24 protein-coding genes are annotated in these 25,077 nt (G+C 68.2%); 8 read left to right on the top strand and 16 right to left on the bottom strand.

Annotated elements, in window-relative coordinates; translation table 11 throughout:
- The first annotated feature begins 126 nt into the window (after positions 1-126).
- Positions 127-1,491 (top strand): M14 family metallopeptidase, encoded by a 1,365-nt coding sequence (locus PV396_RS34095; protein WP_319211275.1) that lies wholly within the window; start codon positions 127-129, stop codon positions 1,489-1,491.
- Between the two features lie 91 nt (positions 1,492-1,582).
- Here the strand turns inward: PV396_RS34095 and PV396_RS34090 are convergent, their stop codons facing one another.
- The 5 genes from PV396_RS34090 to PV396_RS34070 form a co-directional block, all read right to left on the bottom strand.
- Positions 1,583-2,128 carry a hypothetical protein gene (locus PV396_RS34090; RefSeq protein WP_319211273.1) on the bottom strand — a complete coding sequence of 182 codons (546 nt, stop codon included), beginning with the start codon at positions 2,126-2,128 and terminating at the stop codon, positions 1,583-1,585.
- Positions 2,113-2,511: a hypothetical protein gene (locus PV396_RS34085; protein ID WP_319211272.1), complete on the bottom strand. Its 399-nt coding sequence runs from the start codon at positions 2,509-2,511 to the stop codon at positions 2,113-2,115. Before PV396_RS34085 ends, PV396_RS34090 begins: the two co-directional genes overlap by 16 nt.
- Positions 2,512-2,976: 465 nt before the next feature.
- On the bottom strand, positions 2,977-3,378 hold the full coding sequence (locus PV396_RS34080; RefSeq protein WP_319211270.1) for a RidA family protein: 402 nt from the start codon (positions 3,376-3,378) through the stop codon (positions 2,977-2,979).
- On the bottom strand, positions 3,375-4,166 hold the full coding sequence (locus PV396_RS34075; protein WP_319211268.1) for an IclR family transcriptional regulator: 792 nt from the start codon (positions 4,164-4,166) through the stop codon (positions 3,375-3,377). The genes PV396_RS34080 and PV396_RS34075 overlap by 4 nt, the downstream gene beginning before the upstream one ends.
- Positions 4,163-5,218, bottom strand: coding sequence for a sugar kinase (locus PV396_RS34070; RefSeq protein ID WP_319211266.1), 1,056 nt, complete (start codon positions 5,216-5,218; stop codon positions 4,163-4,165). The genes PV396_RS34075 and PV396_RS34070 overlap by 4 nt, the downstream gene beginning before the upstream one ends.
- A 168-nt stretch (positions 5,219-5,386) precedes the next feature.
- Here PV396_RS34070 and PV396_RS34065 point away from each other — a divergent pair, with 168 nt between their 5' ends.
- Both PV396_RS34065 and PV396_RS34060 read left to right on the top strand, forming a co-directional pair.
- Complete coding sequence (locus PV396_RS34065; RefSeq protein ID WP_319211264.1) at positions 5,387-6,706, top strand: amino acid deaminase; 1,320 nt, start codon at positions 5,387-5,389, stop codon at positions 6,704-6,706.
- 36 nt (positions 6,707-6,742) lie between these two features.
- Positions 6,743-8,371, top strand: a complete 1,629-nt coding sequence (locus PV396_RS34060) for a D-aminoacylase (RefSeq protein WP_319211262.1) — start codon at positions 6,743-6,745, stop codon at positions 8,369-8,371.
- Between the two features lie 76 nt (positions 8,372-8,447).
- Here the strand turns inward: PV396_RS34060 and PV396_RS34055 are convergent, their stop codons facing one another.
- The 7 genes from PV396_RS34055 to PV396_RS34025 all read right to left on the bottom strand — a co-directional run bounded on the left by PV396_RS34055 (position 8,448) and on the right by PV396_RS34025 (position 15,851).
- On the bottom strand, positions 8,448-9,335 hold the full coding sequence (locus tag PV396_RS34055) for a serine protease (RefSeq protein WP_319211260.1): 888 nt from the start codon (positions 9,333-9,335) through the stop codon (positions 8,448-8,450).
- Positions 9,336-9,768: 433 nt separating this feature from the next.
- The gene (locus PV396_RS34050; protein ID WP_319211258.1) at positions 9,769-10,530 is read right to left on the bottom strand and encodes a hypothetical protein; all 762 of its coding nucleotides are present in this window, start codon (positions 10,528-10,530) and stop codon (positions 9,769-9,771) included.
- Positions 10,531-10,648: 118 nt separating this feature from the next.
- The gene (locus PV396_RS34045) at positions 10,649-12,412 is read right to left on the bottom strand and encodes a P-loop NTPase fold protein (protein ID WP_319211257.1); all 1,764 of its coding nucleotides are present in this window, start codon (positions 12,410-12,412) and stop codon (positions 10,649-10,651) included.
- 96 nt (positions 12,413-12,508) lie between these two features.
- The gene (locus tag PV396_RS34040; RefSeq protein WP_319211255.1) at positions 12,509-12,886 is read right to left on the bottom strand and encodes a hypothetical protein; all 378 of its coding nucleotides are present in this window, start codon (positions 12,884-12,886) and stop codon (positions 12,509-12,511) included.
- 366 nt (positions 12,887-13,252) lie between these two features.
- On the bottom strand, positions 13,253-14,035 hold the full coding sequence (locus PV396_RS34035) for an ATP-binding protein (protein WP_319211254.1): 783 nt from the start codon (positions 14,033-14,035) through the stop codon (positions 13,253-13,255).
- Between the two features lie 19 nt (positions 14,036-14,054).
- Positions 14,055-14,630, bottom strand: a complete 576-nt coding sequence (locus PV396_RS34030; RefSeq protein ID WP_319211253.1) for a YdeI/OmpD-associated family protein — start codon at positions 14,628-14,630, stop codon at positions 14,055-14,057.
- A 78-nt stretch (positions 14,631-14,708) separates the two neighbouring features.
- Complete coding sequence (locus PV396_RS34025; RefSeq protein WP_319211252.1) at positions 14,709-15,851, bottom strand: hypothetical protein; 1,143 nt, start codon at positions 15,849-15,851, stop codon at positions 14,709-14,711.
- Between the two features lie 217 nt (positions 15,852-16,068).
- On the opposite strand from PV396_RS34025, the gene PV396_RS34020 reads away from it, so the two are divergent.
- Both PV396_RS34020 and PV396_RS34015 read left to right on the top strand, forming a co-directional pair.
- Entirely contained in the window at positions 16,069-17,280 is a 1,212-nt protein-coding gene (locus tag PV396_RS34020; RefSeq protein WP_319211250.1) for a pyridoxal phosphate-dependent aminotransferase, read from the top strand.
- 89 nt (positions 17,281-17,369) lie between these two features.
- Positions 17,370-17,798, top strand: coding sequence for a hypothetical protein (locus PV396_RS34015; protein WP_319211248.1), 429 nt, complete (start codon positions 17,370-17,372; stop codon positions 17,796-17,798).
- 169 nt (positions 17,799-17,967) lie between these two features.
- Here the strand turns inward: PV396_RS34015 and PV396_RS34010 are convergent, their stop codons facing one another.
- Together PV396_RS34010 and PV396_RS34005 are read right to left on the bottom strand one after the other, a co-directional pair.
- Entirely contained in the window at positions 17,968-19,083 is a 1,116-nt protein-coding gene (locus tag PV396_RS34010) for a glycosyltransferase (protein ID WP_319211246.1), read from the bottom strand.
- Positions 19,084-19,190: 107 nt separating this feature from the next.
- On the bottom strand, positions 19,191-20,054 hold the full coding sequence (locus PV396_RS34005; protein ID WP_319211244.1) for an FkbM family methyltransferase: 864 nt from the start codon (positions 20,052-20,054) through the stop codon (positions 19,191-19,193).
- A gap of 326 nt (positions 20,055-20,380) precedes the next feature.
- Between PV396_RS34005 and PV396_RS34000 the strand changes: the two genes are divergently transcribed.
- The 3 genes from PV396_RS34000 to PV396_RS33990 all read left to right on the top strand — a co-directional run bounded on the left by PV396_RS34000 (position 20,381) and on the right by PV396_RS33990 (position 23,062).
- Positions 20,381-21,001, top strand: coding sequence for a tetratricopeptide repeat protein (locus tag PV396_RS34000; protein ID WP_319211242.1), 621 nt, complete (start codon positions 20,381-20,383; stop codon positions 20,999-21,001).
- Positions 20,998-22,272, top strand: coding sequence for a glycosyltransferase (locus tag PV396_RS33995; RefSeq protein WP_319211240.1), 1,275 nt, complete (start codon positions 20,998-21,000; stop codon positions 22,270-22,272). Before PV396_RS34000 ends, PV396_RS33995 begins: the two co-directional genes overlap by 4 nt.
- Positions 22,273-22,705: 433 nt before the next feature.
- A complete protein-coding gene (locus PV396_RS33990; RefSeq protein ID WP_416071527.1) occupies positions 22,706-23,062 on the top strand; it encodes a sugar nucleotide-binding protein in 357 nt (118 codons plus the stop codon).
- A gap of 252 nt (positions 23,063-23,314) precedes the next feature.
- On the opposite strand, the gene PV396_RS33980 is transcribed toward PV396_RS33990, so the two are convergent.
- Both PV396_RS33980 and PV396_RS45235 read right to left on the bottom strand, forming a co-directional pair.
- On the bottom strand, positions 23,315-24,355 hold the full coding sequence (locus tag PV396_RS33980; RefSeq protein WP_319211238.1) for a hypothetical protein: 1,041 nt from the start codon (positions 24,353-24,355) through the stop codon (positions 23,315-23,317).
- Positions 24,356-24,533: 178 nt separating this feature from the next.
- Positions 24,534-25,070, bottom strand: a complete 537-nt coding sequence (locus tag PV396_RS45235; protein ID WP_416071524.1) for a dTDP-4-dehydrorhamnose 3,5-epimerase family protein — start codon at positions 25,068-25,070, stop codon at positions 24,534-24,536.
- Positions 25,071-25,077 lie beyond the last annotated feature (7 nt).

Raw genomic sequence — 25,077 nt, 5'->3', positions numbered from 1 at the left:
CTGCCCATGTCAGAGCCGCACCATGAGCCGCACACCCGCACCAGTCCGTCGCACCGAAGAACCACCCCCGCTCCACTCCCCAGCGTCCGGAGATCCCGGAACTCCCGGAGAGAAACAGGAGACTTCATGCGACTTCGCATACGAGGCTCAGGTGCCCGCAGTGGCAGACGCTCCGCCGCTGCCGTCGGCCTGCTGTCCCTCGCCCTCGCCGTCGGCGTCACCTCCGCGACCCCTGACGCCACAGCCACCGCGACCAGCGCCAAGCGTCCGGCGGCCTCGGCGGACGACATCCGCCAGTACGAGATCAACTTCGCGAACTCCACGTCCGACGTCCGTACCGACATCATGGCGTCGGGCGTGACCGTGGACGAGGCCGACGAGGAGACCGTCGTGGTCTCCGGCCGCGCCGACCAGGCCCGGAAACTGGCCCAACGCGGCTACGAGATCACCCTGTTGGGCTCGGCCCCGAACCGCGCCGGCAGCGCCGACGACGTACGGCTGCTCGACTTCCCCACGGCCGACTCCCGCTATCACAACTACGCGGAGATGACGACGGAGATCAACTCCCTTGTCGCGGCCAACCCCTCCATCGCCAGCCAGCGCGTCATCGGCACCTCCTACTCGGGCCGCAACATCGTCGCCATCAAGCTCAGCGACAACGTCGGCACCGACGAGGCCGAGCCCGAGGTGCTCTTCACCCATCACCAGCACGCCCGCGAGCACCTCACCGTCGAGATGGCGCTCTACCTGCTGCGCAACCTGACCTCCACCTATGCCACCGACTCACGGGTCAAGTCGATGATCGACTCCCGTGAGATCTGGATCATCCCGGACCTCAACCCGGACGGCGGCGAGTACGACATCGCGACCGGCTCGTACCGCTCGTGGCGCAAGAACCGCCAGCCCAACAGCGGTTCGTCGAACGTCGGTACGGACCTCAACCGCAACTGGAACTACCGCTGGGGCTGCTGTGGCGGTTCCTCCGGCTCGACCTCGTCGGAGACCTACCGCGGTCCGTCCGCCGAGTCCGCTCCCGAGGTCAAGGTGGTCGCCAACTTCGTCCGCAGCCGGGTCGTCGGCGGCGTCCAGCAGATCAAGACGGGCATCGACTTCCACACGTACAGCGAACTGGTGCTGTGGCCCTTCGGGTACACCACCGCCAACACCACCACGGGCATGACGCAGGACGACCGGGACGCCTTCGCCACGGTCGGCGGCAAGATGGCCGCGAGCAACGGCTACACGCCGGAGCAGTCCAGCGATCTGTACATCACGGACGGCTCGATCGACGACTACCTCTGGGGGAGTCAGAAGATCTTCGCGTACACGTTCGAGATGTACCCGACGTCCAGCTCGGGTGGCGGCTTCTATCCGCCCGACGAGGTGATCGACCGGGAGACGGCCCGCAACCGGGACGCGGTGTTGCAGCTGCTGGAGAACTCGGACTGTATGTACCGGTCCATCGGGAAGCAGGCGCAGTACTGCGGCTAGCGTCGGCGGACGGCTCGCGGGAAACCGCGGGCCGTCCACTGCTGGTCGCGCCCACCGCGGCGGAGCCGCGCGAAGACACAGCCCCGCGCCCCTAGGGGGCGCTCTCCTCAAGGGCTTCCGCGTCTTCGAAGTAGGTGTCCAGGACCTTGTCCAGGTCCGTTTCCCACTCCTGGAACTGGGACTTCGCCTTCGCCTCGATCTCGACCGGGTACCAACGGCGGTCCGGGGTGTGGACCGTCACCGTGAACCGCTTGCCGAAGCGTGAGGTCTCCGTCTCGACGGCCCCGATCTCGTCCCAGCGGAACTCGCACTCCTGGTCGTCCAGGAAGAGCTGTACGCCGCGGTGGTCGGCGATGATCCTCGCCCGGCGGTCGGACGCCTCGAAGACGGGGCCGTCCGGGACCTCGGCGTCGGAATCCGCCTCGACCTCGGAGTCCGACGCCGACTCGGACGCCGCCTCCGTCTTGGGCTCCGCTTCGGCCGCCGAGGTGGCCTCCTCCGGTGCGGACTCCTTCGACGGCTCCGGGACCCGGTCCTCCGGCTCGGCCGGCACGGGTGAAGTGAGCCCGGGGATGGCCGCCGGGTCTACCGCGGCGGTCTCCAGGGGCTTGCTGCTCGAACCTATGCGCTGCTCCACAGGCGGAAGTATGGCGGACATTGCTGTGTCATGGGACAGCAGGGGCCGGAGAGATCAGGAAGCAGGCCCTTGATCTGGTCGTATGCGACACGCAATCTCTTTGAGACGCGCTCGCCTCGTTTGCGGTACTGCTTGCGGTGCGCCGCTTGCCGCTCGGTTCTCAGCAGCCGGGCCTCTTCCTCCTCGGTGAGCCACGATCCATGCTCGTACGTGCTGCCGTCGGAGAGCGCGAGCGGCACGACGATGCCCCGGTCGACTCCGACATGCGAACTGGCCCAGTCCTGAGGCTCGGGCGCTCCCATCTGACACTCGGTGCGGAATGCGATGTGCCAGCCGAGCGAAACCGCACCCGCCCCACCTTCGGGATGTTCACCATCCCCCATCGGCGGTGCACCCTCGCCACTCGCAGATCCCGCCCCTGCGGAACGTCCACCGCGAGCGCCCCACGGGCACGGGGCTTGAAGGTGGGTTCCTCAGCCCTGCCCTCCCAGCAGTTCATCCACGCCCGGTGGTACGTCTTCAGCACCGCCTGGGCAGCCTGCGCCGGGAGCGCGGCGAGCCACTCGACATTGGCCCGCGCCCAACGGATCTCGGCATCCAGGTAAGCGAGAGGTGGTCGACTGTCTCCGCAAACGGTAAACAACTCATGCAGGAGGTTCCACAAAGCCCGTGCGGCGTATGCCTGTTGGTCGAGCCGGTCTGCCTGCACGGACGACAGAGCCAGACGGGCACGATGCCCTCGTCGACGCATCACCGTCTCGCCCATGCCCGTCCTCCCCACACGCTGTTCCCGTTGATCAGATCAACGGGAGCATCGGAGAAAGGTCACGGGTTCGATCCACGAACAATCAGCCGAGCACCCCCAGAGCGTCGATCTCGATCAGGAGCCCCTTGGGCAACCCGACGTACACCGTGGTCCGGGCGGGAGACGCCTCTTTCAGCCCGGCAAAGTACTGGTCGTAGATTTCGTTGAACTCGGCGAAGTGGTCCACGTCCGTCAGATAGACGCGGATCATCATCACGTCGTCCCAGGTCGCGCCGCCCTCCTCCAGGATGGCCTTGACGTTGGCGAGGGTCTGGAGGGTCTGTTCGGCCAGGGTCGGGCCCGCCGGCGTCGGGGGCTGCCCCTCGACGGCGGGCAGGAAGCCCACCTGCCCGGCGACCTGGAGGATGTTCCCCTTCCGCACACCGTGGGAGAACTTGGCGGGCGGGGTGGTGTGGGTCTTGGGGGTGAGGGCTACTTTGCTCATGCCTGCCATGAATCGTTGTCCTTCGTGGAAGTGGGCGTGGGCGTGGGAGTCCTGCCGGAGTACTCGCCGCTGATGGCGTCCGCCGTACGGCACACCAGTGGCAGCAGGGTGAGGAGTTCGTCGGCGGTGACGACGACGTTGGGGGCGGAGACGGACATGGCGGCGACCACGCGTCCGTCGGTGCCGCGCACGGGGGCGGCGACGCAGTTGATGGACTCCTCGTGACCGCCGAGGTCGGTGGCCCAGCCCTGCTCGCGGACCTTCTCCAACTCCCGCAGGAAAGCGGGGGCGTTGGGGGTGGAGCGGGAGGTGTACATGGGGTAGTCGAACTTGTCGGCGAGGGTGCGCCGCTCGGCCTCGGTCAGGTCGGCGAGCAGCAGCTTGGCGACGGCGGCGACGGTGATGGCGACGGGCTTGCCGATCCGCGAGTACATGCGCACCGGGTAGCGGCTCTCGACCTTGTCGATGTACAGCACCTCGCCGTCCTCGTGCACGGCGAGGTGGACGGTGTGGCCGCAGCTCTCGTTGAGGCGCACGAGGTGGGGGTGGGCGATCTCCCGGATGTCGAGGTTCTCGACGGCTTCCTGGGCGAGCGCGAAGAGGCGGGCGCCGAGCCGGTAGCGCTGGTCGGACTGGCGGTAGACCAGCCCGTGCTCGTGCAGGGTGCGCAGCAGCCGCAGGGCGGTGGACTTGTGGACGCCGAGCCGGTCGGCGACCCGGCCGAGGTCGGCGGGGCCCTCCGCGAGCAACGGCAGGATGCTCAGCGCGCGGTCGACGGTCTGGCTCATGGGGTGCGTACCTCCTCCGGGGCCTGCTCGGCTTGCGTCCAGCCGGGGCCGAGTCGAAGTGTCTCCCACGCGGGCTCGTCGAGGGCGGCCAGCCGGTCGGCGTGGTCACGGGCGGGCGGGGCGGCGAGGTCGCCGGGGACGGTGAGGACGGCGGCGGCCATGAGGTGACCGTGCCGGATGCGGTCGCGTACGGGCAGGCCCCGCAGGGTGGCGGCGAGGAACCCGGCGGCGAAGGCGTCCCCGGCGCCGACCGCCGCGACGACGTCGACGCGGGGCGCCGGGACGAGCACGGAGTCGGTGACGCCCGTAGCGTCACGGACACCCCTGTCGAAGGCGACGGCTCCGCTCCCGCCCTGCTTGACGACCACGAGTTCCGGCTCGGGCAGCGCCGCCGCGATGTCACCCGCGCCCCGCAGCCCCCACGCGTCCTCCGCCTCGTCGGCGCCCACGAAGACGAGGTCGGCGCGCCGCGCCAGGTCCAGCAGGACGCGGGGGCCCTCGCTGTCGGCCCACAGCCCCGGACGGAAGTTGACGTCGAACGAGACTAGGGGCCGGCCCGGCCGGGGCTCGGTCAGCTCCCACAGCAGGTCGAGAGAGTCGCCGGACAGGGCGGCGGTGATCCCGGACAGATGCAGCACCCGCGCCGCGCGCGCCGCCGCCAGGTCCACGCTTTCGGCCGACATCGCGGAGGCCGCCGACCCCGCCCGGTAGTACGCCACCTCGTGCGCGCCGGTGGCCCGGTCGCCCGCCGTACGGAAGTACACGCCCGTCGGGCGCGCCGGATCACGTCGTACGGACGTCACGTCGACCCCGTACGCGCCGATCGCCTCGAGCAGGTGGTCGCCGAAGGCGTCGTCGCCGACGCGGCTGATCCAGCGGGCGGAGTGGCCGGCGGCGGCGAGTGCGCAGGCCACGTTGGACTCGGCGCCGCCGATGGTCCGGTCGAAGGACGGCACGTCGGCGAGGCGGCCAGGACGGGAGGGCAGGAAGGTGACCATGGACTCGCCGAGCGCGACGACGTCCACGACATCCATAGCGTCCACAGCGTCCATCACGATGGTCGTAGCTCCTGGCTGGTGGTGCGGGGAGACGGCGGCTCCGTTGACCCCGCGTTGGGCGAGATGTTAGACAGCAGTGAGCGATATACGCAATGAGTGTTGCAAGGGATGCAATACATGTGCGCGACGCGATGCGACGTGGCGTGACTTCGAGGAGGTTGCATGGGCACCGAGAGCAGCGACACCGGCCGGGCCCTCGCCGGGCTGGCCGCCGAACGCGTCGACGCCCGCTTCAAGGGCCTTCCGCCGGACGCGGACGGCCTGACCGTCGGCGAGCTGACCGCCCAGCGCCGCAACCTCTTCACCGGCGGCTTCACCACCCCCGTACTGACCCTGTCCGCCGAGCGCCTCACGCACAACCTGGAACTGATGGAGACGTACGCGGCCCGCCACGGACTCTCCTTCGCCCCGCACGGCAAGACGTCCATGGCCCCCCAGCTCTTCCACCGCCAGCTCCACCACGGCGCCTGGGGCATCACCCTCGCGGTCCCCCACCAGGTGCGCGTCGCCCGCGCCTTCGGTGTCCAACGGGTCTTCCTGGCCAACGAGTTGGTGGATCCTGCGGCCCTGCGCTGGATCGCGGCGGAGCTGGCCGCAGACCCCGACTTCCGGTTCGTCTGTTACGTCGACTCCGTGCGCGGGGTGGAACTGATGGACGCGGCTCTGGCGGGAACGGGAGTGGGGGCGGGGGCCCGTCCGCTGGACGTGGTCGTCGAACTCGGCGCCGGCGAGGGCGCCCGGACCGGCGTGCGCACGGAGGCGGAGTGCGCGGTGGTCGCGGATGCCGTGGCCGCCGTACCGACGCTGCGGCTGGTCGGGGTGGCGGGGTACGAGGGCGAGGTGCCGCAGGCCGATCCGGAGCGGGTGCGGGCGTGGCTGCGGCGGCTGGTGGCATTGGCGGCGGACTTCGACAAGGCGGGGCGGTTCGACGGCACGTCCCTGGAGGAGATCATCGTGAGCGCGGGCGGCAGCGCCTGGTTCGACGCGGTCGCCGACGTGTTCGTGGAGATCTCCGAACTGTCGTTGCCCGTACTGAAGTTGCAGCGCTCCGGGGCGTACGTGTCGCACGACGACGGCCGCTATCGCGAGGTCACCCCGTTCAACCGGGTCCCCGAGGAGGGCGCCCTGGAGCCCGCCTTCCGCCTCTGGACGCAGGTCGTCTCCCGCCCCTCCCCCGAGCAGGCCTTCGTGAACGCGGGCAAGCGGGACGCGGCGTACGACCTGGACCTGCCCGTCGCCCAGGTCGTACGGAGGGAGGGGGCCGGGAAGGGCGCCGGGGAGCGGCCGGCCACCGGTGTCACGGTCACCGGGCTCTCCGACCAGCACGCCTGGCTGCACACCGACCCCGGCGCGGATCTGGAGGTCGGCGACTGGCTGGGTCTGGGCCTGTCCCACCCGTGCACGTCGTTCGACAAGTGGCAGCTGATCCCGGTCGCGGAGGCGGACGGGACGGTCGTCGAATACATCCGTACGTTCTTCTAGGCATCCGTACGTTCTTCCAGGCACAGGAGGCCCGGCGTGGATGAGCTGGTCATTCGGGACGCGGATGTCGTGGACGGCTCCGGCGGTCCGTCGTACCGCGCGGATGTGGTCGTGGACGGGGGCCGGATCGTCGCGATCGTCCAGGAGGCGGCAGCGGCGGGGTGCCAACGCCCGGAAGCACGCCGGGAGTTGGACGCGGAGGGCCTGACCCTCTCCCCCGGGTTCATCGACATGCACGCCCACAGCGACCTGGCCCTGCTCCGCGACCCCGATCACAGTGCGAAGGCAGCACAGGGGGTGACCCTCGAAGTCCTGGGCCAGGACGGGCTGTCGTACGCCCCGGTCGACGACCGCACGCTCGCCGAGGTGCGCCGCGCGATCACCGGCTGGAACGGTCACGGCGACGACATCGACTTCGACTGGCGTTCCGTGGGCGAGTACCTGGACCGCCTGGACCACGGCTTCGACGGCGAGGGAATCGCCGTCAACGCGGCCTACTTGATCCCGCAGGGCACGGTACGGATGCTCGCCGTCGGCTGGGAGGACCGGGAGGCGAAACCCCAGGAGCTGGACCGGATGCGGCAGTTGGTCGCGGAGGGGATGGAGCAGGGCGCGGTGGGCATGTCGTCGGGGCTCACGTACACGCCCGGCATGTACGCCAAGGATGCCGAACTCACGGAACTGTGCCGGGTCGTGGCGCGGTACGGCGGCTACTACTGCCCCCACCACCGTTCGTACGGCGCGGGCGCGCTGGAGGCGTACGCCGAGATGGTGCGGCTGACCCGCGAGGCCGGCTGCCCCCTCCATCTGGCCCACGCCACCATGAACTTCGGTGAGAACAAAGGCCGGGCGCCGGAACTCCTGACCCTCCTCGACGAGGCGCTGGCGGCGGGGGCGGACCTGACCCTGGACACGTATCCCTACACCCCGGGCTCCACAACTCTGGTGGCGCTGCTGCCGAGTTGGGCGAGCGAGGGCGGCCCGGAGGCGATCCTGCGACGTCTGGCGGACGCCGACACCGCCGAACGTGTCCGGCACGATCTGGAGGTCGTCGGCGCGGACGGCTGCCACGGCGTGCCGATCGAGTGGGACACGGTCGAGATCTCGGGGGTGACCGACCCGGCGCTCGGCGACCTCGTGGGCCGTACGGTGCGGGAGTCGGCGCGGGCGCGCGGCGAAACCCCCTGGTCAACGGCCCGCCATCTCCTCCTGGCCGACCGTCTGGGCACGACGATCCTCCAGCACGTCGGTCACGAGGAGAACGTCCGCGCGATCATGCGCCACCGCGTCCACACGGGCGGCTCGGACGGCATCCTCCAGGGCACGAAGCCGCATCCGCGCGCGTACGGCACGTTCCCGCGGTATCTCGGGCGATACGTAAGGGAGTTGGGGGTCCTCTCCCTGGAGGAGTGCGTGGAACATCTGACGTCCCGCCCGGCGGCACGTCTCCGCCTCCCCGACCGGGGCCTGGTCCGCGAGGGCTACCGAGCCGACCTGGTCCTGTTCGACGCGACGACGGTGGCAGCGGGTTCGACATACGAAAATCCCCGCACACTACCGACAGGCATCCCCTACGTACTGATCAACGGCCGCTTCGTGATCGAGGATGGCCGCAGAACAGACGTCCTGGCGGGCAGATCGATCAGGCGGCCCCCGCGCCCCTGAGGGGCGCGGGGAACTGCGCGATCAGCCACGACGGCGCAGCAGGTCGCGCCACAACCGCCCCACCCCCCACGGAGCGCTACGGCTTCGGCAACACGCACCCACTCCGGCTCAGATCCAACTTGTTGTCGACCCCGAAGCAGGCAGGGATCTGATAAGTCTCCTGCGCATAGTTGATGCCCTCGCGAACAGTCACCGTGCCGTTCGCATCGACCTCACAGGGGTTGTTGTCCGTGCAACGCCCCCCGTCCTCGTTGCCGGTGTTGTTCACGGCGACGACATTGCCCGTGGCGTTGTCGACCACCGGCGAGCCCGAGGTGCCGCCGATGGTCTGGCACGCGGAGGTGTAGCGGACCGAGTCCTTCCAGGTCCACGCGCCTTCCTTGAGACGGTAGGCGAAGCCGTCCACGTTGCAGGCGTACGTCCGCTTCCAGTAGCCGGAGACGACGGTGATCGGGGTGCCGGCGACCGGGTGCGTGTCGTTGAGGGTGAGCGGGTTGATGTTGTACGAGCTCTTGATCGCCGCGTAGGTGGTCGTGAGCTGGTAGATCGACACGTCGGTGTCGGTCATCGTCGCGTACGCGATCTTGCTGGCGCGCAGGGTGGCGACGCGGGTGGCCGAGGCGTTGAGCAGCCCGAAGGTACGGGTGGACGCCTGGTTGACGATGACCTGGCCGGCGGCCGGGAAGCCCGTCTCCAGGCAATGCCCGTTGGACATGACCAGCGCCGGGTCGTCGGCCTCGGAGTTGGGGAAGCGGACGAGCGAGCCGGAGCAGTTGGACAGCGAGACGGTACCGGCGAAGTTGACGGCCTGGATGGCGGGTGCGGCCTGTACTGCCGGTGCCGCCTTGGCGACGGCTCTCTTCGCGACGGGCGCGGCCGTGTCGGCCTGCGCGGCGACCGCGGGTACCGCTCCCGCCCCGGTGATCACCAGGGCTGCGAGCGCGGCAAGGAGAGGCTTGTTCATGTGGGGGTCCCCTCGTACGAAGAAGCGACCGGAGGTTTTCCGGTCGCTCGTTTTTTGTCATGCGCATTGTGATCCGGGAGGGGCGACCGGGGCAAGGAATCGATTCCGGCCGGGGGTTGGCGCGATTGTGTGCACCGGGCGTCGGTGCGGAGGGGCGTGGCGCGGGGCGCCGCCCTTCGCAAGGCAACACCCCCGCACCCGACTTCAAGAGGCCTTGATCAGCTTCTCGATCGCCCACAGCCGCTCTGCGGCCTGGTGCGCGACGACGGCGACGGCCCGTCGTGGCATGCCGGCAGATGGCACGGCGGGCTGCGGATCCTGTACAGGGATCTGCGGGTGACTGCGGATGGGTGTTCAGGGATCTGCGGGTGATCGAGGACGGCGCGGACAGGGCCCTACGCGCCTACCGGGATTCAGGTCAGCTCAACCTGTCCTATTTAGGTCCCTTGATGGCGCCCTTGCCCCGCCCCGACTTGTTCCCCGAGTTGCCCGGGCCGGAGTCGCCGTTCACGGTGGCTGTCGGCGAGGTCGCGCCGGAGGGGGAGGCGGAGGCCGTCGGGGCGGCACGGGAGGGGGTGGGATACGTCGAGCCGCCGGGCGAGTTCTGCGCGGCCCCAGGAGAGGCGGACGCCACATCGCGGGCCCCGGCGCCGACGGGGGCCGAGGAGTTGATGACGGCAGGTTCCCTCACGGGCGTCACTGACGCCCCCGCCGTCGGACGCGACCGCTTCCCCTCACCCCCCGAGCCGCCACCCGAGGGCGCGTCCGAGCCACTGACGCCCACGATCAGAGCCATCACCGACACCACACCCACCGCCCCGGCGACAACACCGACCACCACCCCGCGTCTGCTCGACGCACTCTTCTTCCGGCGATGCCCACCAGCCGACACTCCGGCGGCGACACCTGCAGCCTGCCCCTCCGCACCGATGGCTCTCATCGCCGGCAGTTCGGCCGTCGCGTCGTACGCGTTCTGCCAGCCGTGGGCGGCAGCCGGGTCCGCGTAGGCGTCGTACGTCGGCGCCGGGCCGGGCTCGACCTGCGGGTGGTACACGTTCGGCGGCTGCGGGGAACCGGCCGAATCCGGGAGGGCACCCTGACCGTCGTACTCGCCGACAGCCCCAACCGCACCATTCGCGGCTTTCGCGCTGTACATCCCGATGTCCGCACCCTGTGTCCCGTTCTGCCATGACATGAGCGCGCATTCTAGGGACGAAATGATTCACGGAGACAGTTGGGGACGGTTACCGCCGGAAACATGCGCGGCGACCCGCCCGGCAAATGGTGGGCTGTTCTCACGTGCCCTTCCTGTCTCAGGACTGGCGTTGGCGGATTTCCGTACAGGCGTCGTCGATGTACTCGAAGAGCGTGTTGCCCCCGTCCGCGATGCGTGCCCCGAGTTCACCGGATCGCCGCTCGCGGGCGGGCGTGACCCGCCCGGAGAAGAACACCGCGGGCCCGTCGAAGAGCCGTAGCGCACGCCAGCTCGCGAGGTCCGTGAAACCGGCGTCCCGGTCTGTGCCGCGCGCCACGTCGGAGATCAGCAGATCGACAGGGTGGGTGCCGAGAATCCGCTCGGCGGTCCGCCCGTTCTCGGCCACCAGGACATTGGCGCCATGGGCCTCCAGCTGGCGGCGGTAGGCCCTGTTGTTCTCCGGATGGTCGTCGACCCACAGGATGAGCACCCCCCGGTAGGCAGCCGTGCTCACGGCTGCCTCACGGGTATCCGGATCGTCGCCGGCGCGGATCGCGGTGACCGGCCTCGCCCCGCCCTCCTGCAACTGCTTCACCAGCTCGTCCACTTGGGGCAGCGCCATCCACTCCTCGACGAGGTGCACGAAGTTCTGGTCGCGGGCGAGGGCCGGGAACGCGGTGGGCAGTTCCTCCTCCAGCCGCGCGAGGACGGCCTCCCAGCTCTCCGTGTCCTGCCGCGGCGGTTCGGGCAGGCCGTGCCCGGTCACGGAGTCCACTGTGGTCCGCCAGGCTTCCGGAGCCGTCTGCGCCCACTGGCTGAGCACCCGCCGGGCCGTCCGGTACTCCAGGAACTCGCGGGCCGCGTGCGCGTAGGTGCCATCACCTGCGACGAGCAGCCGGTAGAAGTCCGCGTACAGGTGCTGGAGCAGCAGGGTGCGGATCACCGCCTCCGGCTTGAAGCGCGCCCAGACCGGGTTGAGCGCGCACTCCAGTCCGAAGCCGTTGATGAGCCGCTTGATCCGGCGCGGGTTGCGGGCCGAACGGTCGGCGACGAGCCGTACGAGGTCGTCGTCGAGCAGTTCGCGCAGCCCGGTGCGCTCGGCACAGCGGCGGACGTACGTCTCCAGGTCGGGGGCGCCCGCCACCGGCAGGCGATAGCTCGTCTGGAAGACCTTCTCCATGAAAGCGGACCCGGCCGGCCCGAGGTCCCGAAGCAGTCCGGACGGTCCGAGCGCGGCCCGGTCACAGCCGATGACGAAGGCCAGCCCCGGCACGTCCAGATAGACCTTCACCGCCTCGCAGACAGCGAGGACCGTCTCCTCCGAACAGCGGTCGAGATCGTCGACGAAGACAACGAGGAGGCGACGTGGCTCGTGCTGCGCCGAGTCGGCCCACTTGGTGGCGAGGTCGCGCAGTGCGTCTCGCATGTCGTTGCGGGCCTTCGGGTCGACCGACAGGTCACGCCAGAACTGGTCGACGAGGCCGGCCATACCGAACGGCGCCGACGCCACGGTCAGCGTCGCCCGCAGGGCCCGCAGCAGGATCCCGTGTTCCGAGGCGCCGTGGATCATCCGCCGCAGCAGGCGCCGGTCGAACTTCATCAGGACCGACTTGATGAGCCCTTCGAGCGCGTCGGCGCCGGTGGACGTCCAGGCGTTGTACCAGACGATCTCGACGTCCTCGCGCTGCAGCAGCTCGGCTTCGACGAGCCGCATGAGGCTGCTCTTGCCCATCCCCCACCCGGCGTCGACGGCGAGCGTGAAAGGGGTCGACGTCCGGGAGTCGTGCAGCAGCCTGGCCAGTTCCCGCGCGGCCCTCCCAGTGCCGAGTAAATCGGCCTCCGGCTGGGTCACGGGTTCGTCGTTCAGCAGCGAGAACTTCATGCCTCCGGCCGCCCCTCCTTGCGATCAGAAAGGTCAACATACCCAGAGCCAGGACCACTTGGCGCCCTCAGCACGCCCGCTCCCGGCCGGGGCACCTCACGCAAATTCACCACAAGGGCGAACGCGGCAAGCCAAGGGCAGGAACAGCACAGGTCGGGCGGACCAGTCGACGCGTGTGTCTCCGCAGGACGCGACGAACGCGTACGGTTCGCCGGCCCTGAGTCGCATGACCGCTTCCCACTGGCCATGGTCGAGCCACCGGAACGCCCGTTCCGCGTCCTCAGGGTCGAACGCGGAGAGCAGCACGCGCACGGCGATGCGCATCCATACCAGCGCCTGTTCCGGAGTATCGGCCGCATTCGCGTGGAGTCCCGCCCCGCCGTTACCGCCGTCCGACATGGGGTACGCGGCGAACTCGCACCACCAGCCCTGCCGAACGACGGACGCGGGGCGATTCATCAGGCTGCGACGCATGGCTCCCCCTGGTCAACATCGCTGTGTACGAGGACAACGGGGGCGGGGCGACGGCCAGTACGTACCGCACGTCGCCGTCGCAGATCGTGTACGCGTACGTCTCCTGCTGACCGAGCCGCAGCAGGGCCCGCGCGTGCTCCCAGCCGTCGGACATCCAAGCCCGCACCGGGGCGGCGGCGGGTTGGTCGAGTTGGTCCGCGATGTGTCCGACCCTCTGCACCGGCCAAACCATGGCGAGCCAGGCGGAGTGGGAGCGGCAGTGGCCGAGTCTTTGCAGCGAACGGCCTTTGACGGTGTACGCCACGCAGTCGGCCTCGAAGGCTGTGAGCTGTGTGCCCCGTTCGCCGGACAGTGCGAACCGCGCGCTCAAGACGCCGCTCCCCGACGGTTGATGGCCAGGTGCGCCCAGACCGTCTTACCGGTCTCCCTGGGCCGCACGCCCCACTTGTCGGACAGCCCCTCGACGATGACGAGCCCACGCCCGATCTCTGCGTTCAGCGACGATACGAGTTCCTGGTCCAGCGGTCGCAAGGCATACACCTTGCTCACCGCTCTCAGGTCCACGGGGACCTCGTAGTAGTCCTCGGCGAAGCGCTGGAACGCTTCCGGAGAACGGTCGACCAGGAGCTTGAAGAGTCCTGCCGTCCCATCAGGATCGGCACGGCCCACGGGAAAGTCGATCGTCCCGTGGCGCCACTGATCGTCGGCCCACCCCCTCCACAAGCAGGCCGTCACGACGGGCACCCCGTCCTCATCGGTGAACGCCGGCTCCTCCACGAAGGGCCGAAAAGCCTCCGGGACTTCGTCGATCACTCCCGGCCAAGGCTCACCGTCGTTGCCATATGGGCTCATCGCCGATTCATGACCGAAACCGCGGACGTAACCTCCGACTGCCGAAAACACGATGGAGTACTCGTCTCCAGATCCGTTGCGCATTGAGGCCATCTCCTCGCCGGCAGTCCAACCGGCATTGAAGGAGTAATACCGGCTTTCCCAGTCCGGGCTCAGGATCGCTTCGAGCATCGCAAGTGAGCGGCACAGGTTCCGCAGTTCGGCGAGGCCGGGAAGCTGGCGGGCTACGTCATGGACAGTCACGCGCTCATCCAGCCGGATGCCTCTGACACTCAGGTCTGCTGCCAGGAGTGTCACGATCAGTAACGCACCCGCCCTACGGGTGCAACGTCTCCCCCTTCGCCAGCATCGCCACGTACTTCTCGATCCGGCGCGCCCGGGTCTCGGCCCTCTTCGCCTCCTGCACGCGATGGAGGATCGAGTAGCGGTTCTGTCGGTCCAGGGTCTCGAAGAACGCCGCCGCGGTCGGGGTCGCGGTCAGGGCCGCCGCCAGGTCGTCCGGCACCACGGCGGTCTTCGGGCTGTCGTACGCCGCCTCCCAGCGGCCGTCCGCCTTGGCGCGGTCGATCTCCGCCAGCCCCGGTGGACGCATCCGGCCCTGTTCGATCAGGGCGGCCACCTTGTCCCGGTTGACCTTGGACCACCTGCTGCGCGGCCTGCGCGGAGTGAACCGCTGGAGCCACCACTGGTCGTCGAGCCGGGCCTTCTGGCCGTCGATCCAGCCGTAGCAGAGCGCCACGTCGAGCGCCTGGGCGTAGTCCAGGGTCACGACACCGGGGCTCTTCTTGCGCAGCTTGAGCCAGATACCGGCCGGGGTGTCGTGGTTCTCGGCGAGCCATGCCTCGAAGTCCTCGGCGGAATCAAACGCGATGCTCTCCACATCCTGAGTCATCCAGGCAGCGAACCACACGCCACTGACACTCCGCGCCGAACTGCGTCGACGTGCGTCGACGTGCGTTCTCATGTGTGTTCAGAACCGCTGGAACAGTACGGGAATCAGGGCGGGTACCGCCGGGACCAGCAGATAGAGGGTGATCCCGGTCATGGCCTTACGGGTCGTGACCGGAAGCACGGAAACGGACCAGACCTGCGTTATCGCCGACTCGCGCGCGCCCTCAGGAAGGGTCTGGTAGAGCATTTTGACGTGATCCTGCTTCACGACCAACGCGGAGTGGTAGCCGATCGAGGACGGATAGACGATCACCAGCATGTCCACCACCATCACCACCAGCACCACGAACACCATCCATGACGCCGCCGACAGCCAGACCATGAACAGGACCAGCAAGCCGATCAGATGGGCCACCGCGGAGCCGTAGGTCCACAGCATGAACTGGCGCAGGGGGCGCAGTCCCCGGAAGCCGTCGCTGTCGAACTTCATGTTCGGGGTCACCCCGAAGCCGATCGCTTCGGACCGGTACAGATAGATCGTGAAAACGACGCCCATGACCAGTTGCTTGGTCAGGAAGTAGAAGGCGTACGTGCCCGCCGCGCACAGGGCCACGGCGAGTTCGGGGTGGGTGTGCCGATTGGCCCACCAGCCGTCGTAGACCGAGGAGCGCCAGAGCTGGTCGGGAAGCTCGGTGGGGTTCCAGGTCTCCATCAGGCCATGGGTGTTGACGAGGCCGTACAAGAAGAAGGTGGCCGTCGCCATGGCCACCACGATGGCCGCCGAGAGGTCCCGGCGGCCGAGTGCGGCCAACCACTTGTTGGTCCGTCGGACCAGCCGGTTGTGCTGGGAGACCTGGCCGTCGGACAGCTTCTCCGCGCCTCCGTTGCGCACGTTCATCTGTACGAAGTCGCCGATGGCCTGCACCTGCTGGCAGCAGAAGACCGGTGTGACGAAGACGACCACCAGCACGACGAGGCCGGCCGGGTCCTGGAGCAGAGACAGGCTCACGCCGCCCAGTTCGGCGTGGTCGGTGAACAGGTAGCTAAGGGCCCACCGTCTGTCCGCCTCCGGCGGCGCCCCCAGCACTCCGCCGACCCCGGCCAGTATCAGCAGCGTGACGGCGCCGGCCAGGCCGAGCAGCCGGATCTTGGCCTTGGCGGTGAGCGGCCAGTACAACAGGCGGATCAGCCGACGGACCGCGTTCCGACGCGACTGCGGCATCCCGCGCAGCCGACGCATCGCCCAGCGGTAGTCGACAGGTTCGGTGGTTTGGAAAACTCTTCCGATTCGCTGTGGCTGCAAGGCCTCGAGCTGTTGCATCGCGCCCCCGATGGCGACAACACCCGATCGCTGTTCATGACCAGTGCCCTATTTTGCCCCGTCTCAAGTGGTGGAAAACACGACGCGGGAAGCGTTACCCGGCCGTAAGCTCACGGACATGCAGCTGATCCAGTCGACCAAGCTAGCCAACGTCTGTTACGAGATCCGGGGCCCGGTTCTCGAGGAGGCGATGCGGCTCGAGGCGGCAGGGCACCGCATTCTCAAGCTGAACACCGGCAACCCGGCGGCCTTCGGCTTCGAGGCTCCGCCCGAGATCCTGGAGGACATCCTCCGCAACGTGTCGTCGGCCCACGGGTACGGCGACGCGAAGGGGCTGCTGGCGGCCCGCCGGGCGGTCGTCATGCACAACCAGACCCTCGGCATCGAGACGGACGTCGAGCACGTGTTCGTCGGCAACGGCGTCTCCGAGCTGATCGTGATGGCGATGCAGGCCCTGCTCGACGACGGCGACGAGGTGCTCGTACCCGCCCCCGACTACCCCCTGTGGACGGCGGCGGTCTCCCTCTCCGGCGGTACGGCGGTCCACTACCGCTGCGACGAGCAGGCCGACTGGATGCCGGACCTCGCGGACATCGAGCGCAAGGTCACCGACCGCACCAAGGCGATCGTCATCATCAACCCGAACAACCCGACGGGCGCGGTGTACGACGACGCCATGCTCCGGGGGCTGACGGACATCGCCCGCCGCCACAACCTCCTCGTCTGCTCGGACGAGATCTACGACAAGATCCTCTACGACGGCACCACGCACACCTCGACCGCGAAGATCGCCCCCGACCTCCTCACGCTCACCTTCAACGGCATGTCGAAGGCGTACCGTGTCGCCGGTTACCGGGTCGGCTGGATGGCGATCTCCGGCCCCCGCGCCCACGCGGACTCGTACATCGAGGGTCTGACGATTCTGGCGAACATGCGCCTGTGCGCCAACATGCCGGGCCAGCACGGTGTCGTCGCCGCGCTCAGCGGGCGCCAGACCATCAACGACCTGGTGCTGCCGGGCGGACGACTCAAGGAGCAGATGGATGTCGCCTATGAACTGCTGACGCAGATTCCGGGCGTGACGTGCGTACGACCCAAGGGGGCGCTCTACCTCTTCCCGCGCCTCGACCCGAACGTCTTCAAGATCAAGGACGACCGGCGAATGGTCCTTGACCTGCTCCGCCGCGAGAAGATCATGGTCGTGCACGGTACGGGCTTCAACTGGCCCGAACAGGACCACTTCCGCGTCGTGACGCTGCCGACGGTCGGGGATCTGCGCGACGCGGTGACCCGGATCGGCACCTTCCTGGACGGCTACCACCAGCCGTAGCCAACAGCGACAGTCTGCGATCGGGATCAACTTTAGACGAAATCTAAGCTAGGATGGTTTCCTGTCAGCGCACAGGAGGCCATCTCCCCATGTACGAGCCGATCCGCACCAAGCCGGTCCACAGCACCCGCAGCACGATGGCCGGCACCCGCTCGGACTTCCCTCACAGGTCGCGCGAGGAGGAGCTGGACATCCAGCTGGCCGGACACCTCGCCGCACTCCTCACCGCGACCGACGAGCTGCGCGAGCTGGCACCCTCCGCCGACCTGGACGTGGCGGCCGAACGGCTCGCCGGGCAGGTCGCGCGCCTGCGCGGCGGACATACCCCGGTCCGCGCCTCGGCCGTCGCCGGTGGCGCACGTGAGTTGGGCGCACTGCACCGGCGAGCGCACGCACTCGCCGGGCGGGCGCTGGTGGTGGCGGCCTCACGCGCCGACACGGCGTCCGCGATCCTCGCCGCCGAACGCATGGACGCCCACGCGGAGTCCCTGGACCCCTGCGAACTCGCGTCCCACTGAGCCCCCACCGGGCTTCCCCAGCGGCCCCGGTCCGCGTGTACACCCAGCGACGCGCGGACCGGGCGCCACACACGGCTCCGACGGACCGGGTACCGGGCTTACAACAGCCGGGACGGCAGCGGACCGGGCTCACAGCCAACCCTGCTCACAGCAGACCGGACTCACACGGTCAGGCGCCCACGACTTCCTCGGCGCCAAGCCTGGACCGCGCGAACTCGAGGTTCTGGACCACTCGCTCGCGATGCTGTTGGGGCAACTTGCCGCCTTCAAGCAGGCGTTCGCAGCAGTCCCTCGCTTCCTCGTACTCACCGACCCAGTAAGCGGACACCGCCAGTTCGTCGAGTGCACGCCACTCGTACCAGTCGGGTTCGACGAAGAGAACGTCGCTCGGCCGCGGGGTCCGAGCCGCCTGTCGCGCGAACAGGTTGGCGAGCGGCCAGCGCCCGCCGTCGAGGCGGCACAGGCGCGCGAGGTCGCCGAGCGCCTCGGCACGCGAGGGGCGGCTCTCGTGCGCACGAAGGTAGCGGTCCATCACCTCGGCCACCGGCCGCCGAAGTTGCTCAGCGATCCGTGCGGCCCTGAGCCGGGCGCAGAAGACCTCCTCGCCCCAGCCGCCCATCGCTGCCCGGCGGTCATAGGCTTCAAGGCCCTTGTCCAGCTCTCCGGCATCGCGCCAGCTCTGGGCGAGGTAGAAGACGTATCGGGCGTTGTCGGGCTCCTTGATCAGGCCCTGCTGAAGGATCTCCGCGTCGCGCAGGTACTTCTCCCTCTGGCCCTCCTTCGTCAGGCGCCCCCCGCCCTCCAGCGTGCGGATGCTCGCGCCCTCGAGAGCCCCGACGGAGGGTCGCGAGCCGCAGTCGATGTACTCGTGCAGAACACCGACATAGCGCCACGGCAGCCGTGTCGAGACCAGGGCGGGGCGCCAGTGGATCACGGGTCCGTGGCGCAGTGCGACCCGGTAGGCGTCGAGGGTCAGCTCCGGCATACGAAATCCGGGCTCGAACTCCATCGCGTCATCGGCATCGATGAAGAACAGGTAGTCCGCACTTGAACGGGCGAGTTCGATCGCCTCGGTGCGGCTCCCGTCATATCCCTTCCAGGGACGTTCGTACAGCCGGCCGGGCAGATCACCGTAGGCTTCGCGGATGACGTCCTGGGTGCCGTCGGTCGAGCCCGTGTCGAGGATGACCCAGGTGTCGATCAAAGGCCGTACGGATTCGAGGCAACGCCGGATCACCGAGGCTTCGTCCTTGACGATCATGTTCAGACAGACCGTTGGTTTCACGGGTCCCCTCCATTTCCACGGTGACCAATGACCGATACGTGACGGTATCCAGACGCCTACGACCACACAAAGAGGCTCGACCCGGCAGTCATCCTCATGGGTCGGGCTCAGCCCAGCGCCGCGAGGTAGCGGGCCGGCGCGTCCGAAGCGGCGGCATTCCGCGTCGCCAGAGTGCTGAGGCAGTAGTAGGCGAGGTCGATCGAGCCGTAGACATGGTGGGCGATCAGGGCCAGCTGTTTGAGCTGCTCATCGGTCATGGCCTCGGAGTGTCCGAAGTCGCGCACATACACGACGTCGGCTTCGAGGAGTTGATGCCGGGCCGTGCGGAAGTCCCCTCCGAAGACCACCGGTGCGATCGGCCAGCGCTTGATCGCCGCGAAGGCGTGTGGGATGAAGCCCTGCGCGCGCAGTTCCTGGTCCACGTCGCCGAACAGAGGCTGGTTCTCGTAAAGCGGAACGAAGGAGACCTCCGTATGGACCGCCACAGCCTCGGCCAGATGTCGCCGGGCGCCCTGGAACACCATGAGTTCGGCCCCCTGAACGTCAATTTTCAGCAGGTCGAACACGTCGACCGCTTCGACATCATCCAGCCGTCGGGTCTCGACCGGAATCTCCTCGCGGATCTGGCCCCATCGGGTGAAACCGTTGAACAGCCTGAGCCTGTTCGTGTCAGGCCTCAGGAGGCTGGTCATCCCGGAGCTGGCGGCGATGCGGAGGGTGTGGGTGCCGCCGTCACCGATGGCGTCAGGCAGGTAGGTCTCCTGCGGGCCCTTACGTCGCTGCAGCTCATGCAGGGCGTCGGGCTGAGGCTCGAACCCCGTCACACAGCACAGACCCGCTTGCAGCATCTCCTTGTATGGCGGGTCTCCGTCGATCGGGTTGGCGCCCACATCGACAACATGGGTCTGTCGGACAGGCTGCACCAGCGCGAGCAGCGGTGAGTCGGCGACGGTCGAGAGAGTGACAGTCATGGAACCTTCTCCCGGGCGCATCCAGTGGGGGTCGCGGCAAAGCAGTTTCCGGGACAGGGACTCGGCCAACGCTCAGGCGCGCCGCTGATGGGCCGAACCAGCAGGTGAGTTTCCGAGTGGCTGACCCAATAACCCGATGACAACACGAAATTCGATACATCGGATCCGCTGCCCTTCCCTTTGATACGTACATTCGAGTGATCTGTTTGCCCCAAGTCCCTGACATCGGGCGGCGTCATAAAGTCATCCTGGCAACTTTGGTGAAAATGAGGATGGTTGGACTCCAACCCGTCCCATTCGTCACCGACTCCATGAGATGTGACCAAGTGAAACGTAGGACATTGTGGGCAGGGCTCGCCGGAACCGCGGCGGTTGCCACCGGGGTGGCCATCTGGGCCATTCAGCCGCACGACACCGCAGCACCGGAATCCAAGGCCGTGTCAGAGGCCAGCAGGACCGTGGAGGCGAACGCTCTCCTGCAGGCCGCCAGGCTGCAGAGTCAGTACCAGGATCCAAAAGGGGCGACCCGTACCTACCGTCGCGTGCTGGAACTGGACCCTGACAACAAGATCGCCTGGTACAACCTTGGAGTCATCGCGCAGCAGGCCGGCAGGACGACTGACGCGCGATCGGCATACGACGAGGCACTGAAGATCGATCCGAAATACCCCTCGGCGCTGTTCAACAAGGCTGTTCTGCTGAAGTCGAGCGAGCCCGATCGGGCCATGGGACTCCTGAATCGCGCCATTGAAGCCGATCCGAAGGCGGCCACGGCCCATCTGCAACTCGGACAGCTCCTTGTGAAGAAGGGCCGCGACGAGGAGGCCAAGGAGGCGTTCCATCGTGCCGTCGCGGCCGATCCCTCGCTGTATACCCACGTACCGGAGCCGTTTCGCAACGAAGTAAACCCCTCACCGAAATCGAGCCAAGCAGGTGACAACGAATGACCTCGACGGCAACACCCAGATTCTCCGTCTTCACTCCCAGCCATCGGCCCCGTTTTCTGGATGAGTGCCTGGCGACACTGAAGGCACAGACCTGCCCGGACTGGGAGTGGATCGTCCTGCTCAACAACGGCGCCCGGTGGCGGCCGGAACAGCCCGACGAGCGCGTCCGGGTGGAGATCGCGGACGACATCCACGGCGTCGGAGCGACGAAGCGCAGGGCCTGTGAACTGGCCCGTGGCGAGATCCTGGTGGAACTCGACCACGACGACCTCCTGGCGAAGGCGTGCCTGGCGGAGCTCGGCAAGGCGTTCGACGCGCATCCCGACGTCGTCTTCGTCTACAGCAACACCGCGCAGATCACCGAGGACGGAAAACGGGACAACACCCGTTTCAACGAGCAACACGGCTGGCAGTACGAGGAGGCGCGCGTCGACGGCCGCAAGCTGCTCCAGGCCAAGTCCATGAAGCCGACGCCCCACAACGTCTCCTACATCTGGTACGCGCCCAACCACGTACGGGCGTTCCGCAGGAAGGCCTACGAGAAGGTCGGCGGGTACGACGCCACCCGTAAGGTCCTGGACGACCAGGATCTGATGTGCCGTCTGTTCCACGTCGGCGACTTCCACCACATCGACCAGTGCCTGTACCTGCAGCGGATGCACCCCGCCAACACCCAGCGCGATCCGAACGTCAACGCGCACATCCAGCGCGAGACGGTCGCCCTGTACGACAAGTACGTCGAGGCCAACGCGCTCGCCTGGACCCACCGGCGGGGGCTGCTCGCGCTGGACCTCGGCGCGGCCCACCGGAAGCCTCCGGGCTACCTGGGCGTGGACCAGTACCCGGGAGACGGCGTCGACATCGTCGCGACCCTGCCCGGGAAGCTGGACCTGCCCGACAACTCCGTCGGCCTGATGCGGGCGGTGGACTTCCTCGAGCACGTACCCGCCAAGGTGCCGCTGATCAACGAGCTGTACCGGCTGCTGGCACCCGGCGGCATGCTACTCACCATGACGCCCAGCTCCGACGGCCGGGGCGCCTACCAGGACCCGACTCACGTCGCCTTCTACAACGAGAACTCGTTCTGGTACTACACGGACGACCAGTACCGCGCCTTCGTACCCGAGATCGAGGCCAGGTTCCAGAAGTCGCGGCTGATCACCTACTTCCCGACGGAGTGGCACTCCAAGAACAACATCTCCTACGTGGTCGCCAACCTGATCGCGATGAAGGACGGTGCCGATCGGTGCGGAGGGCCGCTGCTGGTCTGAGCCGGCCCGGTGAAGTCGACCGCGCATCGTGAGGGGCGCGGAGCTGTATCCGTCTACGGCTCCGCTGCGACGGGGGTCCCCCAGGCCCTCAATGCTCTGAGGGAGAAGCCGAGAGTGGCGGAGCGACAAGTCCCGACCGGGCCCGCGGCAAACGCACCGCGTATCCAGCGGAGCGCTCAGGCACTGACGCGGGAGGCGCCGTCCGCCGCTCGTCCGCGCTGCGGCGGCCGGCATGGCGAAGGCGGGCGTGTCCAGGGCGTAGGTCAGTTGGTCGTCCCACTGCGGGAGTGGTACGAGGCCGGCCCGGGACCAGTTGCCGTGACCGAGCCCACCGCACGCCGGACGGGCGGCCGGACGCGGGAACTTTACTCAGGAGCCGAGGCCAACCTGGCGACCGTGGCGGACCGCCCCGGCTACCGTTTCGTCCAGCAAACTGGCGGGCGAGCGAGCCGTTGCCGAACTACTGCCGCACACCGGCTACATCGTGCGCACCGCCTGGCTCTACGGCGAGCACTGCCGCAACTTCGCGGCCACGACGCGCGAACTCACCGCCCGGCGGGAGAACCTGGACGTGGTGGCCGACCAGCACGGCCAGCCGACATGGTCCCGTGCGCTCGCCCGGCAGTTGGTTGCTCTCGGCCGTGCCGCTCTGGCGGGGCGGGCGCCGGCGGGCGTTCACCACGGCACGGCGGTCGGCGGGACCACGTGGTACGGCCTGGCGCGTGAGACGCTCCGGCTCAGTGGTTTCGGTCCCGGGCGGATCCGCCCGGTCGGCTCGGGGAAAAAATGAGTGCGTCGAGGACGGTGAGGCGCGCGGCGGGGTCCGAGGCCAGCCGTCGCCGGACGTATACCGAACCGATGAATCCGGCGCCGCCGGTCACGAGGATACGCATGGTTCTCCGGCGCTCTTCCTGCCCTGCGTCCGCCACCGGGACGGTCTTGCGGAATGCGGACGGTGCCCGCGAGGCCGAAGCCTCGGAGCACCGTCGCTCCTTCCCAGATGAAGCGGACGGCCGATACCGCACCACCGCTCATGCGGGAATTACGTGTCCTGGCAGATCGCGTAGACGGAGAACGTGTCACCGATGGCGGCTGTGACGGTGCCCTGCCACCCAGCGGCCGGGCCGTCGGGAAGGGGGAAGACCGGCGCACTCTCCGTGACGTTCACGGCGATGCCAGTGGAACTGAATCCGCCACCGATGGCAACGTCGGCACCTGTGCAGTCGACAGCCGTAGTCTGCGGCGTCACTGACGTGATGGTGTCGCTGTTGGTCACGACGTACGTGTCAAGCGCCGTCGTGCCGGTGTCGCCCTGGAAGCCCTGGAAGCCCTGCGGGCCGGTGTCGCCCTGGAACCCCTGGAAGCCCTGCGGGCCGGTGTCACCCTGGAACCCCTGCGGACCCGTGTCGCCCTGGAACCCCTGGAAGCCCTGCGGGCCGGTGTCACCCTGGAACCCCTGCGGACCCGTGTCGCCCTGGAACCCCTGGAAGCCCTGCGGGCCGGTGTCGCCCTGGAAGCCCTGGAACCCCTGCGGACCCGTGTCACCCTGGAACCCCTGCGGACCCGTGTCACCCTGGAACCCCTGCGCTCCCGTGTCACCCTGGAAGCCCTGCGGACCCGTGTCACCCTGCGGACCGGTGTCACCCTGGAAGCCCTGCGGACCGGTGTCACCCTGGAACCCCTGCGCTCCCGTGTCACCCTGGAAGCCCTGCGGACCCGTGTCACCCTGTGGACCGGTGTCACCCTGGAACCCCTGCGGACCCGTGTCACCCTGCGGACCGGTGTCACCCTGGAACCCCTGCGGACCCGTGTCACCCTGCGGACCCGTGTCACCCTGGAACCCCTGCGGACCCGTGTCACCCTGCGGACCGGTGTCACCCTGCGGCCCCTGCGGCCCCGGCTTACCGGGCTTACCGGGCTTACCCTTTCCCTCCTTGTCCCTTCCCTCCTTGTCCCTTCCCTCACCCCCGTCGTGGTCGGCACTATCGGCGCCGTTCGGGCCGGGCAGGGCCACGCTGCTGTTGGCGCCGGACCGGTGGATCGCGTCGGCGATGGCCATGCTGCTCGGGGCGACACTTAGCACCAGGCCAAGCGCACCTACCGAAGCCAGCCCGACGGTCTTCACGCGTGAACTGCGAATCGTTCTACGGCTCACTGAGAACCTTCCTCGCGAAACTCGAGTGACCTACCGCAAGTGCACTGAATCGCCTTACGGCGTCGGCCACGGACAGGCCTGTTCTCTACCCGCCGCGATTGAATGATTATGCGCCGATTCGGCATCCTGGAGGAAAGAGCACCCGGCCGGGCTCAAAAACGGCGCCATACGGGTGGCGGCATCTCCGGATTTCCTTCCGGGTAACGGATGGAAAGCTCACCAGGCTTCTGCGGTAGACGCTGCAGTCCGCGAAAGAAGGCGGAGGTTTGTCGCTCGATCCCCTCCAGCGTGGGCCACGGAGACGTGGACCCAGCCCTTTCGAGAGATAGACGCAGCCATGCGTCGCGCCATCGAGCCGCACCACCTCCCACTTCCCGAACCTCGGTGAGCCGATGCGGATGTCGACCATCACGGCGAGGACTGCGCCGCCCACGTAGGTGATGTACCTGACTTGGCCAGCTGGGCCGGACACGTAGCGAATTGGTCGAGGATTGCCACGAACGGAGCAAGAGCACTTGGCCCGCTGAAGTCCGAGCCCTGATGATGGAATTCTGGAACCCTTGATCCTTGAACTACTGAGGGAATCGCCCCCGGCTCCCCCCGAACACCTTGGGCGTGTCCGCCGAGGCGCCTTCGACGCCAAGTGGTCT

The sequence above is a fragment of the Streptomyces sp. ME02-8801-2C genome (genome assembly GCF_033793965.1).
Lineage (GTDB): Bacteria > Actinomycetota > Actinomycetes > Streptomycetales > Streptomycetaceae > Streptomyces.
This window is presented reverse-complemented; position numbering and strand designations above follow the sequence as displayed.

What these genes read in the sequence shown, in the direction of transcription:
- PV396_RS34095 (WP_319211275.1), top strand. Translation starts at nt 127, where the DNA reads ATGCGACTTCGCATACGAGGCTCAGGTGCCCGCAGTGGCAGACGCTCC.
- PV396_RS34085 (WP_319211272.1), bottom strand. Translation starts at nt 2,511, where the DNA reads ATGGGGGATGGTGAACATCCCGAAGGTGGGGCGGGTGCGGTTTCGCTC.
- PV396_RS34080 (WP_319211270.1), bottom strand. Translation starts at nt 3,378, where the DNA reads ATGAGCAAAGTAGCCCTCACCCCCAAGACCCACACCACCCCGCCCGCC.
- PV396_RS34075 (WP_319211268.1), bottom strand. Translation starts at nt 4,166, where the DNA reads ATGAGCCAGACCGTCGACCGCGCGCTGAGCATCCTGCCGTTGCTCGCG.
- PV396_RS34070 (WP_319211266.1), bottom strand. Translation starts at nt 5,218, where the DNA reads ATGGACGCTGTGGACGCTATGGATGTCGTGGACGTCGTCGCGCTCGGC.
- PV396_RS34065 (WP_319211264.1), top strand. Translation starts at nt 5,387, where the DNA reads ATGGGCACCGAGAGCAGCGACACCGGCCGGGCCCTCGCCGGGCTGGCC.
- PV396_RS34055 (WP_319211260.1), bottom strand. Translation starts at nt 9,335, where the DNA reads ATGAACAAGCCTCTCCTTGCCGCGCTCGCAGCCCTGGTGATCACCGGG.
- PV396_RS34050 (WP_319211258.1), bottom strand. Translation starts at nt 10,530, where the DNA reads ATGTCATGGCAGAACGGGACACAGGGTGCGGACATCGGGATGTACAGC.
- PV396_RS34045 (WP_319211257.1), bottom strand. Translation starts at nt 12,412, where the DNA reads ATGAAGTTCTCGCTGCTGAACGACGAACCCGTGACCCAGCCGGAGGCC.
- PV396_RS34040 (WP_319211255.1), bottom strand. Translation starts at nt 12,886, where the DNA reads ATGCGTCGCAGCCTGATGAATCGCCCCGCGTCCGTCGTTCGGCAGGGC.
- PV396_RS34030 (WP_319211253.1), bottom strand. Translation starts at nt 14,630, where the DNA reads ATGACTCAGGATGTGGAGAGCATCGCGTTTGATTCCGCCGAGGACTTC.
- PV396_RS34025 (WP_319211252.1), bottom strand. Translation starts at nt 15,851, where the DNA reads ATGCCGCAGTCGCGTCGGAACGCGGTCCGTCGGCTGATCCGCCTGTTG.
- PV396_RS34020 (WP_319211250.1), top strand. Translation starts at nt 16,069, where the DNA reads ATGCAGCTGATCCAGTCGACCAAGCTAGCCAACGTCTGTTACGAGATC.
- PV396_RS34015 (WP_319211248.1), top strand. Translation starts at nt 17,370, where the DNA reads ATGTACGAGCCGATCCGCACCAAGCCGGTCCACAGCACCCGCAGCACG.
- PV396_RS34005 (WP_319211244.1), bottom strand. Translation starts at nt 20,054, where the DNA reads ATGACTGTCACTCTCTCGACCGTCGCCGACTCACCGCTGCTCGCGCTG.
- PV396_RS33995 (WP_319211240.1), top strand. Translation starts at nt 20,998, where the DNA reads ATGACCTCGACGGCAACACCCAGATTCTCCGTCTTCACTCCCAGCCAT.